The 13,395-nt window shown below is 63.2% G+C and carries 13 protein-coding genes; 7 read left to right on the top strand and 6 right to left on the bottom strand.

From position 1 onward, the window contains the following. The first annotated feature begins 144 nt into the window (after positions 1-144). From Q4G24_RS13030 to recG, 4 genes are all read left to right on the top strand, one after another. On the top strand, positions 145-420 hold the full coding sequence (locus Q4G24_RS13030; protein ID WP_303366974.1) for a DUF1153 domain-containing protein: 276 nt from the start codon (positions 145-147) through the stop codon (positions 418-420). Between the two features lie 91 nt (positions 421-511). Further along, positions 512-1,219, top strand: a complete 708-nt coding sequence (ctrA, locus tag Q4G24_RS13025) for a response regulator transcription factor CtrA (protein ID WP_303366973.1) — start codon at positions 512-514, stop codon at positions 1,217-1,219. Positions 1,220-1,328: 109 nt separating this feature from the next. Then, the gene (gene ligA, locus Q4G24_RS13020) at positions 1,329-3,548 is read left to right on the top strand and encodes an NAD-dependent DNA ligase LigA (RefSeq protein ID WP_303366972.1); all 2,220 of its coding nucleotides are present in this window, start codon (positions 1,329-1,331) and stop codon (positions 3,546-3,548) included. Beyond that, positions 3,524-5,659: an ATP-dependent DNA helicase RecG gene (gene recG, locus Q4G24_RS13015; RefSeq protein ID WP_303366971.1), complete on the top strand. Its 2,136-nt coding sequence runs from the start codon at positions 3,524-3,526 to the stop codon at positions 5,657-5,659. Before ligA ends, recG begins: the two co-directional genes overlap by 25 nt. A gap of 267 nt (positions 5,660-5,926) precedes the next feature. Here recG and Q4G24_RS13010 read toward each other — a convergent pair whose 3' ends face one another. Next, positions 5,927-6,361, bottom strand: coding sequence for an iron-sulfur cluster assembly scaffold protein (locus Q4G24_RS13010; RefSeq protein WP_303366970.1), 435 nt, complete (start codon positions 6,359-6,361; stop codon positions 5,927-5,929). A gap of 60 nt (positions 6,362-6,421) precedes the next feature. Here Q4G24_RS13010 and hisI point away from each other — a divergent pair, with 60 nt between their 5' ends. Continuing rightward, positions 6,422-6,778: a phosphoribosyl-AMP cyclohydrolase gene (hisI, locus tag Q4G24_RS13005; protein WP_303366969.1), complete on the top strand. Its 357-nt coding sequence runs from the start codon at positions 6,422-6,424 to the stop codon at positions 6,776-6,778. Between the two features lie 324 nt (positions 6,779-7,102). On the opposite strand, the gene gluQRS is transcribed toward hisI, so the two are convergent. After that, entirely contained in the window at positions 7,103-7,933 is an 831-nt protein-coding gene (gluQRS, locus tag Q4G24_RS13000) for a tRNA glutamyl-Q(34) synthetase GluQRS (RefSeq protein WP_303366968.1), read from the bottom strand. Beyond that, positions 7,915-9,249, bottom strand: a complete 1,335-nt coding sequence (gene trmFO, locus Q4G24_RS12995; RefSeq protein ID WP_303366967.1) for a methylenetetrahydrofolate--tRNA-(uracil(54)-C(5))-methyltransferase (FADH(2)-oxidizing) TrmFO — start codon at positions 9,247-9,249, stop codon at positions 7,915-7,917. Before trmFO ends, gluQRS begins: the two co-directional genes overlap by 19 nt. A 73-nt stretch (positions 9,250-9,322) precedes the next feature. Here trmFO and Q4G24_RS12990 point away from each other — a divergent pair, with 73 nt between their 5' ends. Continuing rightward, positions 9,323-9,997: an FkbM family methyltransferase gene (locus tag Q4G24_RS12990; RefSeq protein ID WP_303366966.1), complete on the top strand. Its 675-nt coding sequence runs from the start codon at positions 9,323-9,325 to the stop codon at positions 9,995-9,997. A gap of 82 nt (positions 9,998-10,079) precedes the next feature. On the opposite strand, the gene Q4G24_RS12985 is transcribed toward Q4G24_RS12990, so the two are convergent. The 3 genes from Q4G24_RS12985 to Q4G24_RS12975 form a co-directional block, all read right to left on the bottom strand. Further along, entirely contained in the window at positions 10,080-10,700 is a 621-nt protein-coding gene (locus tag Q4G24_RS12985) for a 50S ribosomal protein L25/general stress protein Ctc (RefSeq protein ID WP_303366965.1), read from the bottom strand. Between the two features lie 256 nt (positions 10,701-10,956). Further along, on the bottom strand, positions 10,957-12,120 hold the full coding sequence (locus Q4G24_RS12980) for an alpha-hydroxy acid oxidase (protein WP_303366964.1): 1,164 nt from the start codon (positions 12,118-12,120) through the stop codon (positions 10,957-10,959). A gap of 15 nt (positions 12,121-12,135) precedes the next feature. Further along, positions 12,136-12,627 (bottom strand): hypothetical protein, encoded by a 492-nt coding sequence (locus Q4G24_RS12975; protein ID WP_303366963.1) that lies wholly within the window; start codon positions 12,625-12,627, stop codon positions 12,136-12,138. 84 nt (positions 12,628-12,711) lie between these two features. Between Q4G24_RS12975 and Q4G24_RS12970 the strand changes: the two genes are divergently transcribed. Further along, entirely contained in the window at positions 12,712-13,314 is a 603-nt protein-coding gene (locus tag Q4G24_RS12970; protein WP_303366962.1) for a TetR/AcrR family transcriptional regulator, read from the top strand. Positions 13,315-13,395: the final 81 nt, after the last annotated feature.

Genomic DNA, 13,395 nt, shown 5'->3' with positions numbered 1-13,395 from the left:
GGCTGTCCTTTGCCCCGGTCAAGGGGCTTTTTCGCGCAAATTTTAATCAAAATATAGGTAAAATGCCGGGGTTCTCAAGTCGTCCGTTTATCGCTTTTTAAGGGGTCTGTGCCAATCTGCCTGAAAGCGAGAAAGGTGCGATGAATGTATTTGAAGAAATGTGAAGGGCCGCGGGCCGTGGCGCTGCCCAACGGTGGCGTGCTGTCGATGGCCGATCTGCCCCCCGTGGATACGCGCTGGGTGGCCAGCCGTAAGGCCGTTGTGGTGCGCGCCGTGCGACACGGGCTGATTTCCCGCGAGGAGGCACTGGCCCGCTATGATCTGACGGGGGAGGAGTTCGATTCCTGGGTCCAGGCGGTAAATCTGTATGGTCCCAAGGCGTTGCGTGTGACTGCTTTGCAGCAATATAAACAACTTTAGATTGTAAATTGTTCGTGAGGATGCCAGTAACGGGATATTAACCTTTTTAGCCTAGCTCTGAGAGCAGAGAGCCGAATCAAGGAAATTGCCGATGCGTATTCTTCTGATCGAAGACGATCCGACCACCGCCCGCAGCATTGAACTCATGCTGAACAACGGTGGCTATAATGTCCTGTCCACCGATATGGGGGAGGAGGGGATCGACCTTGCGAAACTGTATGATTACGATCTGATTTTGCTGGATCTGGACCTGCCGGACATGCACGGGATCGAGGTTCTGCGTCAGATTCGCTTGTCGCGGGTCAATACGCCAATCCTGATTCTGACCGGCTCGGACGATACCGAAAGCAAGCTGCGCGGATTTGGCTTCGGGGCTGATGATTACATGACCAAGCCCTTCAACCGCGAGGAACTGGTGGCGCGGATTCAGGCGATCATCCGGCGTTCCAAGGGGCATAGCCATGCGGTGATCCGCACCGGCGACATGGTGGTGGACATCGACAGCCGCTCGGTCGAGGTCGGGGGCAAGCTGGTGAACCTGACCGGAAAGGAATACCAGATTCTTGAACTGCTGAGCCTGCGCAAAGGCACGACTCTGACCAAGGAAATGTTCCTGAATCACCTCTATGGCGGCATGGATGAGCCGGAGCTGAAGATCATTGACGTGTTTGTTTGTAAGCTGCGCAAAAAGCTGTCGCAGGCGATGGGTGGGGCCAATCACATCGAAACCGTTTGGGGCCGTGGCTATGTGCTGCGTGACCCGGAACCGGCACCGCGGCTTCAGCAGATGGCCGGGTGAGGGCCGGGGCAGGCTGGACATGGGCCGGGCGTGGGCGCTAGTCCCTGATGTGGCAGGATCGTGATTCCGCCATAACGAGGATCAGCGCGGGGGCCGGAACGTGATGGAGATGGGGGATACTGGGGCGGTGCAGGCCCGGATGCATAGCCTTGCGGCGCAGATTCTGTCGGCAAACCTTGCTTATCACCGCGATGATGCGCCCGAGATATCGGATGCCGAATATGATGCGCTGAAACGCGAATTGTTGGCACTGGAGGCCGCTTATCCCGATCTGGTCGCGCCCGACAGTCCTAGCCAGCAGGTTGGGGCGGCCTTGGCCGAAGGCTTTGCCAAGGTTCGTCACCGTCGGCCGATGCTGTCGCTGGCCAATGCTTTCGAGGATACTGAAATCACCGATTTCACGCGCCGGATCCGAGATTTCCTGAACCTTCCGGCTTCGACACCGCTGGCATTTACGGCAGAGCCAAAAATCGACGGCCTGTCCCTGTCCTTGCGCTATGAAAACGGTGCGTTGGTCGAGGCTGCGACCCGTGGTGATGGCCGCGAGGGCGAAAACGTCACCGCCAACGCGCGCCATATTGCGGATATTCCGCAGCAATTGAACGGCGCCCCCGATATTCTTGAGGTCCGGGGCGAGGTCTATATGACCCATGCCGATTTCGCGGCGCTGAACGCGACGGGCGGCAAGACATTCGCCAATCCGCGCAATGCGGCGGCAGGGTCGCTGCGTCAGCTTGATCCAACGGTGACGGCCGCGCGTCCGCTGCGGTTTTTTGCCTATGCCTGGGGCGAGATGTCGGCCCCGCTGGCGGCAACGCAATATGAGTCGGTGCAGGCTTTGGCCCGGCTGGGGTTCTCGACCAACCCCTTGATGCGCCTGTGCTTTGGGCCAGAGGATATGCTGGACACCTATCGCGTGATCGAGGCGCAGCGGGCCACGCTGGGCTATGATATTGACGGGGTGGTTTACAAGCTGGACGATCTGGCCTTGCAGGACCGGCTTGGTTTTCGCGCGACCACGCCCCGCTGGGCCTTGGCGCATAAGTTTCCGGCGGAACTGGCATGGACGCGGTTGCGCGGGATCGAGATTCAGGTTGGGCGCACCGGGGCGCTGTCCCCCGTGGCGCGGCTGGACCCGGTGACGGTGGGGGGCGTGGTGGTGTCCAACGCCACGCTGCATAACGAAGATTACATCGCCGGGCGGGACAGCGCGGGTCAGCCGATCCGGGGCGGGCGCGACATTCGCGCTGGCGATTGGGTGCAGGTCTATCGCGCGGGCGACGTGATCCCCAAGATTGCCGATGTGGACCTGTCGCGCCGCCCGGCGGATGCGGCCCCGTATCATTTCCCGGATCACTGCCCGGAATGTGGCTCCGAGGCGCTGAGAGAGCCGGGCGATTCCGTGCGCCGCTGCACCGGGGGGCTGATTTGTCCGGCGCAGGCGATTGAAAAACTGAAGCATTTTGTGTCCCGCGCGGCGTTTGACATCGAAGGTCTTGGCGCAAAGCAGATCGAGGCGTTTTACCATGATGACAGCCTGCCGATCCGCCAGCCTGCTGATATTTTCACGCTTCAGACGCGGGATGCGGCAGGCTTGGCGCGACTGAAGAACCGCGATGGCTGGGGGGAGCGATCAGCGGAAAAGCTGTTCGCGGCGATTGACGAACGCCGGAATATTGCTCTGACGCGGCTGATCTTTGCGCTGGGTATCCGTCATGTGGGCGAGGTCGCGGCGGCGACCCTCGCCCGGCATTACGGCGATTGGGCGGCTTTGGCCGCTACGATTGACCGGGCGGCCCCGGCGGCGGAGCGTCATGCGCAGGCCAATGAGGCCGCAGCCGGTGAACGCGCGCGCGCCGCTGATGAAGGCCGTCGCGCCCGGCTGGCGGATGCGCGGGCGGCGGTTTGGGCTGCCGACCCTGTTCCGCCTGCAGCGCGGGCCGCCTGGGATGATCTTGTCAGCATCGACGGCATCGGTGAGGTGCTGGCGCAATCGCTGGTCACGGCTTTCCACCAGTCCGCTGAACGTCAGGCCATCGACGCGCTGATCGCTCAGTTAACCACGATCACCCCGCCTGAGGCTCCGCAGACCAGTGACAGCGCAATCGCTGGGCTGACGCTGGTTTTCACCGGCACGCTGGAGCGGATGACCCGCGCCGAGGCCAAGGCACGGGCCGAGGCTTTGGGCGCCAAGGTCGCCGGCTCGGTTTCGGCTCGCACCGACCTGCTGATCGCCGGGCCGGGGGCGGGCAGCAAAGCCACCAAGGCCGAGCAGCTTGGTGTGCGGGTGATCGACGAGGACGAATGGCTGCGGATCGCGGCGCGATGACGGACACCCCGGCCAGCCCTGCGCCAAAGGGGCGCCCACCGATCCTGTTTCCACTGTTTGCCGGGGTTGAGACCCTGCCGGGCGTGGGGCCTCGGACGGCGGCGGTTTTTGCGCAGATGGGGGTGACGCGCCCGCGCGACCTGATTCTGACCCTGCCGACCGGGGGAGTCGCGCGCCGTCCGGTGGCGCGGCTGACCGATCTGCGGCCGCCGGAAACCGCGACGGTTACGATCGAGGTTATCCGCCACGCCGCGCCTGCCAGCCGTGGCAGGCCGTGGCGGGTCTATTGTTCGGACGGTGCGGGTGATCTGATTCTGGTCTTCTTTCACGCACGGAAGGACTGGCTGGAAGGCCAGCTTCCGGTGGGCCAGCGGCGGATCGTTTCGGGCAAGGTCGAGCTGTTCGACGGCATGGCGCAAATGGTCCACCCGGATCACATCCTGCCGGAAACAGAACCGCTGCCTGCGGAATACGAACCCGTTTATCCGCTGACCGCCGGGCTGACCGCGCGGCAGATGGCCAAGGCGGTTGAAGCCGCGCTGACTCGCGCGCCCGGACTGCCGGAATGGGCCGATGCGGCGCTATTGGTACGGCAGGGCTGGCCCGCGTGGCAGGATGCGCTGATGCAGGCTCATGCGCCAGCCGGGGCGCAGGATATTGCGCCTGCGGCCCCGGCGCGGGCGCGGCTGGCCTATGATGAACTGCTGGCCCATCAGATGACGCTGGCGCTTGCGCGGCGGGTGCAGCGGCGCAAACCGGGGCGGCAGACGCAGGGCGATGGGCGGTTGCAGAAGGCCATGCTGGCGCATCTGCCCTGGTCGCTGACCGGGGCGCAGGCACGGGTGATTGCGGAAATCGCCGCCGATATGGCCGCGCCGCATCGTATGAACCGGCTGGTGCAGGGCGATGTCGGGGCCGGGAAAACGCTGGTCGCCATGTCGGCGCTGCTGATTGCGGTTGAGGCGGGCGGGCAGGGGGTGCTGATGGCCCCGACGGAGATCCTTGCCCGCCAGCACGCACGGGCGCTGGTGCCTCTGGCCGAGGCCGCCGGGGTACGCTTGGCTGTCCTGACCGGGCGCGACCGGCCAGAGGCTCGCGCCGCCGTTTTGGCTGACCTTGAGGCCGGGCTGATCGACATTCTGGTTGGCACCCATGCCGTGTTTCAGGATCAGGTGCGCTTTGCCGATCTGCGGCTGGCGGTGATTGACGAACAACACCGTTTCGGCGTGGCGCAGCGGATGGCTCTGGCAGCAAAGGGCGAGGTTCCCGCTGATCTGCTGGTGATGACGGCGACGCCGATTCCGCGCAGTCTGGCGATGACCCATTACGGCGATCTGGATATTTCGGTGATCGACGAAAAGCCGCCCGGTCGCCAGCCGATCACGACCGTGACCTTGCCCGATTCGCGCCTGCCTGAGATTATCGCCCGGTTGCAAGCCGCGCTGGCGCAGGGGGCGCGGGCTTATTGGGTCTGCCCGCTGGTCGAGGAATCCGAGCGCGTGGACCTGACCGCTGCTGAGGAACGCGCCCGCCAGTTGCGCGGGGTGTTTGGTGAGGCGGTGCGGCTGGTTCACGGCCAGATGCCGCCCGAGGAACGCGATGCCGCCATGGCCGATTTTGCCAGCGGTCGGGCGCAGATACTGGTCGCCACCACGGTGATCGAGGTTGGCGTCGATGTTCCCGAGGCGACGATCATGGTGATCGAACGCGCCGAGAGTTTCGGCCTTGCGCAGTTGCACCAGCTTCGCGGTCGGGTCGGACGGGGCAGCGGGGCCTCGACCTGCGTGCTGCTGTATCGTGCGCCGCTGTCGGAAACGGCGCAGCGCAGGCTGGCGATCATGCGCGAGACCGAGGACGGTTTCCGCATCGCGCAAGAGGATCTGGAGCTGCGCGGGGCGGGCGATGTGATCGGCACCGCACAGTCGGGCCTGCCCCGGTTCCGCATCGCGGATCTGGAACATCAGGCGGGCTTGATGGCGCTGGCGCAAAGCGATGCGCGGGCATTTCTGGAACGCGACCCCGAGATGGTCAGTGAGCGTGGTCAGGCCATGAGAATCCTTTTGTGGTTGATGGAGCAGGACAAGGCGATTCGGCTGCTGAGTTCTGGTTAGCACGAATGTTCTTAAAAAGTTCTTTACAGCGCCGTGCAAGTATGAGAACAAATCAGCAACTGTGATGGAGGCTGATATGACCAAAGAAACCCTGTCTGATTTTGTCGGTGTGGCGATGATTGCCGTGACCATGGGCGTGGTTCTGTGGCTGCCCGCCATCCTGAACGCCTGATCTCTGCCCCGCGTTTTCCTTGGCATCCCCGTTCGGATGCCGCCTGTCCCTGTCGGAAAGACGCGCACCTGCCGGCCCTTTGGGGCCGGCTTTTTTCAAGCGGCGGCTTGCATCGCCTGCACGCCCGCCCGCCACGCCAGCAGGATCGAGGCATGGCGGTTCTTGAACTCGCGCGCGGGCAGCAAGACTTCCAGCCCGTCGAACGGGGCCTGCGGCACCGGCCCACCGTCTTCCAGCATGGCGCGCAATTCCTCTGTGCCGCGCTCCAGTGTAGGCAGGTCGCAGCCGATGGCGGTTTCGCCAAAGACCGCCGCCGAAGCCTGCCCAAGCGCACAGGCACGGACCTCCATCCCCAGCCGGGTCAGGCGGCGATCCGTTACGCCCACGTCAACCGTTACCGTCGATCCGCATTGCGGCGAGCGTTGGGTCGCGCTGCCATTCGGTGCCTCTAGCCGACCCAGATGCGGAATATCTGAGGCCAGCGCCAGAATCCGGCGCGAATAAAGCTGCATCAGGTCAGTATCGGACATGGGTTTTCCCGCTTGCGATGGGCGGTTATGTAACGCCCAAGTCAGACGAAAGGAAAGCCGATGTTCGACCCATCCAGCCTGAAATATGACGCCAACGGGCTGATTCCCGCCATTGCGCAGGATCATGTGTCGGGCGAGGTGCTGATGCTGGCTTGGATGAACGCCGAAGCGGTGGCGCGGACGCTGGCGAGCGGGCGCGTGACGTATTGGTCGCGCTCGCGGCAGGCATTCTGGATCAAGGGCGAGACCAGCGGCCATGTGCAAAAGCTGGTCGAGATGCGGCTGGATTGTGACCGCGATTGCCTGCTGGTGCTGGTGCAGCAGGACGGCCCGGCTTGCCACACGAATCGGCGCTCGTGCTTTTATACGGCGCTGCGCGACGGGGCCGAGGTCGAGGTCATGCAGCCGATGGGCTGAACAGGTCTGAAATTAAACAAATCTTCATCTCTCTATGACAATCATTGCGAAAGCATGATTCGAGGAGATTGGGATGCAGAACTTTTCATTGCCTGAGGCAAGCGGCTGATTGCGGTTTTTATGGCTTTGTCCATGATCGTGGTTCTGGCCACTATGGCGATGGCGGCACCCGCGCCGCAGGGCGGGATGCGGAAAGCGTTGCTCATCTTGGCCGGTAGCGCGACCCATATTACGCGCATGGTGGGGGTGATGTTTGCCGTCTTTGGCATCTTCCGAAATACGCAGGAAACGAACCGGCTGCTGGCTGAGCTGTTGCGTAAATCGTTACAGCCCCAAAAGCTGCCGTATATCCTGCGGCATGACCCCCTGTGCGCGCAATTCGCGGATGGCGCGGGCGTCATCACGCTTGGCCAGCCGCTTGCCTGTCGCGTCGCGGATCAGCCGGTGATGGTGATAAAGCGGCTGCGGCAGATCAAGAAGTTTCTGAAGAAGGACGTGTATCCATGTGGAATCAAACAGGTCTTTTCCGCGACTGACCAACGTCACGCCCTGTGCCGCATCATCCACCACAACGGCCAGGTGATAGCTGGTGCCCATGCCGCGCCGGGACAGGATCACGTCGCCGATTCCGTCCAGAAACTGCGCCCGGCTCAGGTGGTGGGTGCTGTCCTGATCCCGAAAGCTGAGCTGATCCGGCCCGAGATGGTCAAATGCCGCCGCAACATTCAGCCGGATCACGTCATCCGGCCCGGTGTCCTGCATCCTGCGCTGGCGGCAGGTGCCGGGATAGATCGGGCCGTCAGGGCCGTGGTTTTCCTGCGGCGCGGACAGGGCAGCACGGATGTCCGCGCGGCGGCAGCGGCAGGGATAGGTCAGGCCAAGCGCCGCCAGCCGGTCGATAGCGGCCTGATAGGCGGCCAGCCGGTCAGACTGGCGCATCACAGGTTCGGGCCAATCCAGTCCAAGCCAGTGCAGATCTTCGAAAATCGCTGCCTCATATTCGGGGCGGCAGCGATCGCGGTCTATATCCTCGATTCGCAGCAAAAAGTGCCCGCCCTTGGCTAATCGCGCAGCCTCCAGCGCGGCAAAGGCGTGGCCTAGGTGCAAAAAGCCCGTGGGTGAGGGCGCAAAGCGGGTTACTGCGCCGCCAGCCATGCGGTGAAATCCTGCTTGGCGCGGTTGGTATAGGCGGGATAGCGGTCCTTGCGACCGCGCCGCCCGCCCTTGGCCTCGACCGGGGGGAACAGGCCAAAATTGACGTTCATCGGCTGGAAGGTTTTGGCCTCGGCGCCGCCGGTGATGTGGTTGACCAGCGCCCCCATCGCGGTGGTCAAGGGCGGCGGCGGCAGGTCGCGGCCCAGCGCCTGCGCTGCGGCCATACGCCCGGCCAGGAGGCCCATGGCAGCAGATTCGACATATCCTTCCACGCCCGTGACCTGCCCGGCAAAGCGCAGATGCGGGCGCGAGCGCAGTCGCATCCGGTCATCCAGCAGCGTGGGTGAGTTCAGAAAGCTGTTGCGGTGGATACCACCCAGCCGGGCGAAGGCGGCGTTTTCAAGGCCGGGGATGCGGCGGAACACCTCGGTTTGGGCGCCATATTTCATCTTGGTCTGAAATCCGACGATATTATACAGCGTTCCCAACGCATTATCGCGTCGCAACTGCACCACGGCATAAGGCTTTTCGCCGGGCTTATGAGCATTGGTCAGGCCAATGGGCTTCATCGGGCCAAAGCGCAAAGTTTCGCGCCCGCGCTCGGCCATGACTTCGATGGGCAGGCAGCCGTCAAAGTAACCGGCGGTTTCGCCCTCATGGAACTCGGTCTTGTCGGCCGTCAGCAGGGCGTCGATGAAACCTTCGTAATCCTCGCGCGTCATTGGGCAGTTGATATAGGCGGTGCGTTCTTCCTCGGTCTCGCCTTTGTCATAGCGAGACTGCCGCCAGCAGACCGACATGTCGATGCTGTCAGCGTGAACAATCGGGGCGATAGCGTCGAAAAAGGCCAGCGATTCGGTGCCAGTTTCGGCCCGAATGGCCCCCGCCAGCGCGTCCGAGGTCAGCGGGCCGGTGGCAATGATCCAGTTGCCGTCCATGGGCAGGGCGGTGATCTCGCCCGCCTCAATCGTCACCAGCGGTTCCGCTCGCAGCGCCTGCGTGACTGCCGCCGAGAAAGCATCCCGATCTACGGCCAGCGCCCCCCCGGCCGGCAGGCGGTGGCGGTCGGCCATGGCCATGATCAGCCCGCCCGCAGCCCGCATTTCCCAATGCAGCAGGCCTACGGCATTGTTTTCGTCATCATCGCTGCGGAAGCTGTTGGAACAGACCATCTCGGCGCAATCGCCAGTGCGATGGGCAAAGGTTTCGACCTTGGGGCGCATCTCGTGCAGCACGACCGGCACGCCTGCGCGGGCGATCTGCCAGGCGGCTTCGGACCCGGCCAGACCGGCACCGATGATATGAACAGGCTGCATCGAAAGGCTCCGCTGCTGGTGAAGGGCAAGGCGTTCTGGTATCAGGCAGGGGCATATCACTCAAGGCCCGCGCATGACGACCGAAACCTTTGCCATCGACGGCGCCACGCTGGAGATCCCCTGCGATCAACTGAACGACCACCTGCGTGAGCGGCTGGAAAGCGGGGTCTACGAACGGCTGGAGCGGAAGCTGCTGGCCGAAAACCTGCGTCCCGGCGACCGGGTGCTGGATCTTGGGGCGGGGGCGGGGCTGGTCAGCATCATTGCCGGACGGATCGTCGGCCCGGCGAACCTGACCTCGGTCGAGGCCAACCCGCAAATGATCCGCCCGCTGCGGCGCAATCTGCGGCGCAACCTGCCGGCGATGCCGCGGGTGATTGCGGGGGCGGTGGTGGCGGATGATTACGCGGAAAAGGTGGTGCAGCTACGGATGGCCGAAGCCTTTTGGGCTTCATCCGTGGCGCAATCCGGCCCGGAGGAACGCATGGTCGATATTCCCGCCAAAAGGTTCTCGAGACTTCTGAAAACCAGTGGTGCGACGGTCGTTTCAATGGATGTCGAGGGGATCGAGAAAGACCTGCTGACCCAACCCTTGCCGGATACGCTGCGGCTGGTGGTGGCTGAGCTGCACCCGCGGATTTATGGTCAGATCACCTTTCACCGCATCCTGTCCGCGATGGAGCGGTCCGGCTGGCGCATCCTGAATGAACGCCGTGGCACCGAGGTTCTGGCCTTTTTGCGCGCCTGATCCCCTGCCGGAAAACGAAAAGGTGCCAAAACGAAAAAGGGCGGTGCCGCAGCACCGCCCCTGATCTTGTTGCGCGCACGGATTATTCCGCCGCAGCTTCTTCGGCGGCTTCTTCGTTGTCCGACGATTGCAGCGCGGACGGCGCGGCGATGTTGGCAATGACGAAGTTGCGGTCGATGGTCGGCTTGACGCCTGCGGGCAGTTTCACATCTTCGATGTGGATATGCGCGCCGATGTTCAGACCTTCCAGATCAACGGTGATGTGATCGGGAATATCACCCGCCGTCACCATCAGTTCGACTTCGGCGCGAACCGTGACCAGCGTGCCGCCGCGCTTCAGGCCGGGGCATTTGTCTTCGTTGATGAACTCGACCGGGATGAACAGGTTCACCTTGGACGTGCGGCGCAGGCGCATGAAATCGATGTGGGTCGGCAGATCCTTGACCACATCTTTCTGCACGGCGCGGCAGATCACGCGCACGTCTTCCTGACCGTCCACTTTCAGGTTCCACAGGGTCGACATGAAGCGGCCCTGACGCAGTTTGGTCAGCAGATAGTTGAATTCAAAGGCGACCGGGATGGGGTCTTTGTGGTCACCATAAACGATACCGGGCACCTTGCCTTCGCGGCGAGCTTGGCGGGCGGCCCCCTTGCCTGTCCCCGCGCGTGCCTCGGCCACCAGATCCGGGATCTCTTTGGCCATGACTGTATTCCTTAATAATGTTGCAATGTGGCCGCCCTCCAAGGGTGCGCGACCGAAGCCGCGCCTATAGCGGGATTTTCGCGTAAAGGAAAGAGGCATCTTTTGTCTCTAAATATCCAATCCGGCGCGTGCCACCAGCGCAGCGCCGGATTGAGGAACAGGATGTGCCGTTATTCCGCGATCCGTCGAAGCATGGCAGGCATTTTTCCTCAAGTGGAACGCCTGCCATTCCAGCCCTCCATTGTGACGGGCCGGATCAGCGATAAGAACCCATCCAGCCCTTTGGCAGCAACAGGTTATGCCGCCCCAGCGATTTCACATCGCGTTCGCCGCACAGCGCCATGCTGATGTCCAGTTCCTTATGGATCACCTCCAGCGCCTTCATCACGCCTTCTTCGCCCATTGCGCCAAGCCCATACACAAAGGCGCGGCCGATATAGGTCGATTTCGCCCCAAGCGCCAAAGCCTTCAGCACGTCCTGACCTGAGCGGATGCCGCTGTCCATATGAACCTCGACCTGCTTGCCGACCGCATCGACGATATGCGGCAACATGCGGATGGCGGACAGCGCGCCGTCCAGTTGTCGCCCGCCGTGGTTGCTGACCACGATAGCGTCGGCCCCGAAATCGGCGGCGATGCGGGCGTCCTCGGGGTCAAGAATCCCTTTCAGGATCAGCTTGCCGCCCCACATGTCACGGATGCGGGCAATCTTGTCCCAATCAAGCTGCGGGTCGAATTGCTCGGCGGTCCAGCTTGACAGGTTGGCGGCATCGGTCACACCTTTGGCATGGCCGACGATATTGCCAAAGAAGCGTCGTTTGGTTTGCAGCATCTCCAGCCCCCATGCCCATTTCGTCGCCATGTTCAGCATGGTGGGCAGGGTCAGCTTGGGCGGGGCGGACAGGCCGTTTTTCAGATCCTTATGCCGCTGGCCAAGGATTTGCAGATCCAGCGTCAGCACCAGCGCGGAACAGCCCGCCACCTTGGCCCGGTTGATGATGTTTTCCAGAAACTCCTGATCGCGCATGACGTAAAGCTGAAACCAGAAGGGCTTGGTCGTATGTTCCGCCACGTCCTCGATGGAACAGATCGACATGGTGGACAGGGTAAACGGCACGCCGAAACGCTCGGCAGCGCGGGCGGCCTTGATTTCGCCATCGGCCCGCTGCATCCCGGTCAGCCCGACTGGGGCCAGCGCCACCGGCATGGCAACGGGCTGGCTGATCATCGTGGTTTCGGTGCTGCGGCCCGACATATCCACCGCAACCTTCTGACGCAGGCGAATATCCTGAAAATCCGAGGTATTTTCGCGGAAGGTTTGCTCGGTATAGCTGCCCGACTCTGCGTAATCATAGAACATTCGCGGCACGCGCCGGTGATAGATCCGCTTCAGGTCGTCGATGCAGGTGATGACGGGCATGGGCTTGGTCCTTGGTTAATTGGCGGGGGCGCAGGCGGGCTGGCCGGGACCGCCGCAATCTGTGCCGAACTGGTCCTGCAAGCCGCGGGCGCGGTCGCGCAGAGCGCGCAGCCGGGCGTCCGTTTCGGGGTCTTGCGTCACGGCGCCCGGTTCGCTTGGCGCTTGTGTGTCAGGCGCGTGCGCGGGCGTGCTGGCGGGGAATTGCGTCTGGCGCAGTGCCTCGGCGCGGGATTGCAGGGCGCGGGCGCGGGCGGGCAGGGCGGTATCCGCCAGTCCGGCGTCGCGTGTGGCTTGGGCTTGCGCCTGAACCGCCTGACCCTGCGCACGCAGGTCGGCCTCCCGCGCCGCCGGATTATTGCCACCGGCCGGGATGGCTGGCTCGGCCAGAATCTCCGCGGTGGGCAAAAGCGCCGGGTAATCCCCATTGTCGCCGCAAGCGGTCAGGGCAAGCAGGGTAGCGGCAGCAACGGCTTTGGGCAGCATCAGCAAGGCATCCGGGTGTGGCATGGTCGCGTCAGATTAGGCATTGCGATGCGGCTCTGCAACCTTCGGTCTTTTCTGACCGCGCCGTGCCGCTTAGACTGCCCACCCATGGCCCGCACTCAAGGTTCCCGCGCAGACATCACCGGCCCGCTGATCCGCGAACAGGCGCTGCATCTGTTCGCCCGGCATGGCTATGCCGCCGTCACCATGCGTCAGATTGCGGCGGCGGTCGGGGTGCAGGTTGGCACGCTTTACACCTACACTGCCGATAAAGAGGCGCTGCTGGTCGATCTGCTGCAAACCCATATGGAGGATCTGCTGGCCGAATGGCGCGATCCCGGCGGCGACCCGATGGACCGCTTGCAGGCTTTCGCGCGCTTTCATATCGCCACCAGCCTCGATCGTCCGGAAGCGGTGTTCCTGTCCTATATGGAGCTGCGCAACCTGTCGCCGAAAAATCATGCGCTGATTGCTGGGTTGCGCCGCCGCTATGAACAGGCGCTGGAGGTCATCTTGCGCGATGGACAGGCGGAAGGCGCGATGCGACCGCAGGATGCGCGGCTGACCGCCATGGCGCTGATCGCAATGCTGACCGGGGTTACGAACTGGTATCGTGAGGGCGGCCGTCTGAACCGTGCGGCGGTGCAGGCGCATTACTGGGAATTGGTGCGCGGCGCCGTCGGAGGCAGGGGCGCTGCCCCTCTGGCCTGACGGCCATTCACCCCGGGATATTTAGGGACAAAAGATGCGCGTTCTTCTTCACTTAAATATCCCACGGGGGTGTGGGGGTGT

This window comes from Paracoccus sp. (in: a-proteobacteria) (genome assembly GCF_030538695.1).
In the GTDB taxonomy this organism is placed as follows: domain Bacteria; phylum Pseudomonadota; class Alphaproteobacteria; order Rhodobacterales; family Rhodobacteraceae; genus Paracoccus.
Note: the sequence above shows the minus strand (reverse complement) of the source record. Positions and strands in the feature narration are given on the sequence as shown.

Bases quoted from the DNA above. Each gene is read 5' to 3' on its own strand.
- Q4G24_RS13030 (WP_303366974.1), top strand. From the start codon at position 145: ATGTATTTGAAGAAATGTGAAGGGCCGCGGGCCGTGGCGCTGCCCAAC.
- Q4G24_RS12985 (WP_303366965.1), bottom strand. From the start codon at position 10,700: ATGGCCAAAGAGATCCCGGATCTGGTGGCCGAGGCACGCGCGGGGACA.
- Q4G24_RS12970 (WP_303366962.1), top strand. From the start codon at position 12,712: ATGGCCCGCACTCAAGGTTCCCGCGCAGACATCACCGGCCCGCTGATC.
- Q4G24_RS13010 (WP_303366970.1), bottom strand. From the start codon at position 6,361: ATGTCCGATACTGACCTGATGCAGCTTTATTCGCGCCGGATTCTGGCG.
- ctrA (WP_303366973.1), top strand. From the start codon at position 512: ATGCGTATTCTTCTGATCGAAGACGATCCGACCACCGCCCGCAGCATT.
- recG (WP_303366971.1), top strand. From the start codon at position 3,524: ATGGCTGCGGATCGCGGCGCGATGACGGACACCCCGGCCAGCCCTGCG.
- trmFO (WP_303366967.1), bottom strand. From the start codon at position 9,249: ATGCAGCCTGTTCATATCATCGGTGCCGGTCTGGCCGGGTCCGAAGCC.
- Q4G24_RS12980 (WP_303366964.1), bottom strand. From the start codon at position 12,120: ATGCCCGTCATCACCTGCATCGACGACCTGAAGCGGATCTATCACCGG.
- Q4G24_RS12990 (WP_303366966.1), top strand. From the start codon at position 9,323: ATGACGACCGAAACCTTTGCCATCGACGGCGCCACGCTGGAGATCCCC.
- hisI (WP_303366969.1), top strand. From the start codon at position 6,422: ATGTTCGACCCATCCAGCCTGAAATATGACGCCAACGGGCTGATTCCC.
- gluQRS (WP_303366968.1), bottom strand. From the start codon at position 7,933: ATGGCTGGCGGCGCAGTAACCCGCTTTGCGCCCTCACCCACGGGCTTT.
- Q4G24_RS12975 (WP_303366963.1), bottom strand. From the start codon at position 12,627: ATGCCACACCCGGATGCCTTGCTGATGCTGCCCAAAGCCGTTGCTGCC.
- ligA (WP_303366972.1), top strand. From the start codon at position 1,329: ATGGGGGATACTGGGGCGGTGCAGGCCCGGATGCATAGCCTTGCGGCG.